The 3,074-nt window shown below is 55.3% G+C and carries 3 protein-coding genes and 1 pseudogene; 1 reads left to right on the top strand and 3 read right to left on the bottom strand.

Annotated elements, in window-relative coordinates; genetic code table 11:
• Positions 1-600 (top strand): annotated as a pseudogene (locus tag SMC5_RS10880) (ABC transporter permease); the annotation flags it as partial.
• A gap of 78 nt (positions 601-678) precedes the next feature.
• Here the strand turns inward: SMC5_RS10880 and SMC5_RS10155 are convergent.
• The 3 genes from SMC5_RS10155 to SMC5_RS10145 form a co-directional block, all read right to left on the bottom strand.
• Positions 679-1,446, bottom strand: coding sequence for an alpha/beta hydrolase (locus SMC5_RS10155; RefSeq protein ID WP_165846509.1), 768 nt, complete (start codon positions 1,444-1,446; stop codon positions 679-681).
• Positions 1,430-2,791, bottom strand: a complete 1,362-nt coding sequence (locus tag SMC5_RS10150) for an MFS transporter (RefSeq protein WP_119087036.1) — start codon at positions 2,789-2,791, stop codon at positions 1,430-1,432. Before SMC5_RS10150 ends, SMC5_RS10155 begins: the two co-directional genes overlap by 17 nt.
• A 99-nt stretch (positions 2,792-2,890) precedes the next feature.
• Positions 2,891-3,074 (bottom strand): pyruvate kinase alpha/beta domain-containing protein (locus tag SMC5_RS10145; protein WP_207799226.1); only part of this gene is annotated, 184 nt, incomplete at its 5' end.

Here is a 3,074-nt window from a genome sequence, read left to right as displayed (position 1 = left end):
ATGATGGCCGCGGGTATCGTCGCACTGATTTCGGCCGCTGCATACATGGTCGCCATGAAGAGCTACATGGGCAGCCTCATCGGGGGCACCGGCGGGACGTCTGCAGCAGTCGGCCAGGCAATCCAGAAGCTTGGCCTGGTTCTCGACCTCCGCGGTTACGTTCTTCTCGGTCTGAGCGTGTTCATGGGGATCATGGTAGCTCTCTCCATCGCTGTCATCCTGGGGGCGTTCGCCGAAGACCTCAAGAGCGTGCAATTCGCCATTATGCCGCTCATAATGATTGTCCTGCTGCCCTACCTCATTACCATGTTCATCGACATCAACACGGCATCTCCCGTCCTGAAATGGCTTATCTATGCAATCCCGTTTTCGCACCCATTCCTGGCCGCCCAGTTCATCTTCGCCCATAATTTCACGATGGTCGTCGCAGGCATTATCTACCAGTTCGCGCTGTTCCTGGTTCTGGCCACGGTCGCAGCTCGGATCTTCTCGACGGACCGCATCCTGACCATGAAGCTCAACACGGCGCGTCGTGGATTGCGCGCTGGCGGCTGGACGCTGCAGCGCGAAGGCATCAGCTGGCGCATTCGTCGAAAGTAGTATCAGGTCCCGCTCTGTGAAAACCCCCGGCCTCAGGGCCGGGGGTTTGTCGTGCCAGTTGAAGTAAGAGACGGTCTCTCAGACTTGCTGCTTCTGTACCAGCGTGATGAATTGTTCAATGTCGGCCGCAATCCTCTCGCGGTCATAGTCGATTGTGGCGCAGTGGTAGGAATGCTCCAGGGTGATGACGCTCTTGATGCGGCTGTTGACATGGTCCAGAATATATTCCGCGTTACGCGGCGGGACGACATGGTCCTGCATCGAGCGGAAAGAAAGGAGTGGCTGCGTAACCATGCCGAGGTCTCCACGCACTCCCTGCATGAGGCGTTCGAACTGATAGATGGCTTCCAGCGAGTTGAAGCCAAGATCGGGGAGCATGGCGTCCTGATCAGCGACGTCGGGAGGCCCCTTGGGCTGGTTCTTTCGGAAGTGTCGCAATATCGGGACCAGTCTCATCTTGGGGTCGTCCAGATAGACGGGCGCGTTGATGGTAATAAGCCCTGCGATCTCGGGATGGTGTTCTCCCAGGTACAGGGTGAGCGTTCCACCCATCGACAATCCAGCCACGAATACCGTCTTGCCCATCGCGCGTGCTTCATCGAGCCCCACGAGGGCGTCATTCTGCCAGGACTCCGACGTCGCAAACTCCAGTTCTTTCCACGTTTTGCCATGGCCTGTGAGAAGCGGAGCAACGACGGAAATGCTGCGTGCAGACAGATACTCCGCGAGGAACCAAAGGTCGCGAGCTGGTGCCCCGGTCAGGCCGTGCAGCAGAAGGCAGGCTGTGTCTGAGCCTGCCTGGCGGCGGATCGGGGCCGCCGAGGCCTTGTCAAACGGCAGGGCCATTGGCAGAGAGGGTCTGGTCGGATGAGATCGCTGGCTTGTCTTCAGAGCGTATGAAGAGCATGCAGACTGCCGAGAGCACGAAGAAGATAGCCGCATATGGGAACATGACTGACATCGTCCCGCCTGCGAGGTCGGCGATGCGCCCGACAAGTGGAGGACTGATAATATCTGCTGCCTGCGAGAAGAAATAATAAACGCCGGTAAGTGCTCCGACCATCTCCAGGGAACCCATGTCGAGTACCATTGGCAGCGAATTGATGTTGACCAGTGCCCAGGACAAGCCTCCCATGATGAATACCGCCAATACTCCTATGCCGACAATGTTAAGTGCGAGCAGGAGTACCATAAGGATGACACCTGTCAGGCCTATAACGATTGTACTCCTGCGCCCCAGAGCCTTGCCAATGAATCCAGCCGGGATTGCCAGCACCATAAAGGCAAGCGACATGACGCCGAAATTGAACTTCGCGCTGGCCTCAGATGTCTGGCGCACGCTATCCAGCTGTGCAAGGCTTACCGCGTCGGTGGGCGTGGCCGTGCCAAGCCTGGCTATCAGTGCTTTCACTGCAGGACCTTCGTAGTGCATATAGGTTGGGTAATAAGTTTCAATGGCGTTATATGCGATGAACCAGAAGAAAATGGCTAGACAGATGAGCAGCAGACTGCGATATTTCGGCGTCCACATTTTGTGAAGCAGGGAGAAGTCAGCATGCTCCGACTGTGGAGCCTTGCGGTCAAGCGAGTCACGCGTCTCATGGATCGACAGAAACATGATAACTGCAGCTACCAGAACTGATGCTCCTGCAATCGCAAAACCCAGCGGCCTATTGGTCGTCGAGATCTTGCCGATAACGAAGTACACCAGCAGGGAGCCGAATCCTCCCATGAAATTGATGACGCCGTTGGCTGGTGAGCGCTCTTCCGATGGAACGAGATCCGGCATCAGGGCGATGATGGGTGAACGTGAAATCCCCAAGGAGATGTTCATGAAGAACAGAACAAGAATGAACACAACAAGAGATGTTGTGCTTGAGCCAAACCAGAGTGGAATCCAGGGAACCAGCGCAAACAGAACAGCTCCGACGGGCAATGTTGAAATGATAAACGGCATACGACGTCCAATACGTGTCCATACATGGTCTGACCAGAAACCTACGAGTGGAATGAGTGTTATCGCCAGAATGTTGTCGACATTCATCACCCATCCTGACGCTGTATAGGATAAATTGTAGAAACTCTTCAACATGATAGGAATATCTGAGTTGTAGAGCGACCAGAGGATCGAGATACCGAAGAACCCGAATCCAAGCAGGAAGATCTTGAAATAAGATACCTTTCTTTTCACGCCTGTTCCCCCTTGTCATGGCATACCCCGGAACTCCGGGGTATTATGCCAAGCTCATTCTATGCGTACCGGTCGATTTGCAATGCTCAGGGAGCGAGCCTAGTCCAGATCCTCGACCTTGATGAGATTGGTACTGCCGGCGACTCCTGCATGCGAGCCTGCCGTAATGATGATCTTGTCGCCTCGTCGTGCCAGATGAGACATGCGCGCCATTGCGACTGCGGTGCGAAGGATGTCGTCGACACTCTCGAACTGCTGGACGACCATCGGGATGATGCCGAAG

It is taken from the genome of Candidatus Cryosericum odellii, assembly GCF_003570935.1.
Taxonomy (GTDB): Bacteria; Caldisericota; Caldisericia; order Cryosericales; family Cryosericaceae; genus Cryosericum; species Cryosericum odellii.
Note: the sequence above shows the minus strand (reverse complement) of the source record. Positions and strands in the feature narration are given on the sequence as shown.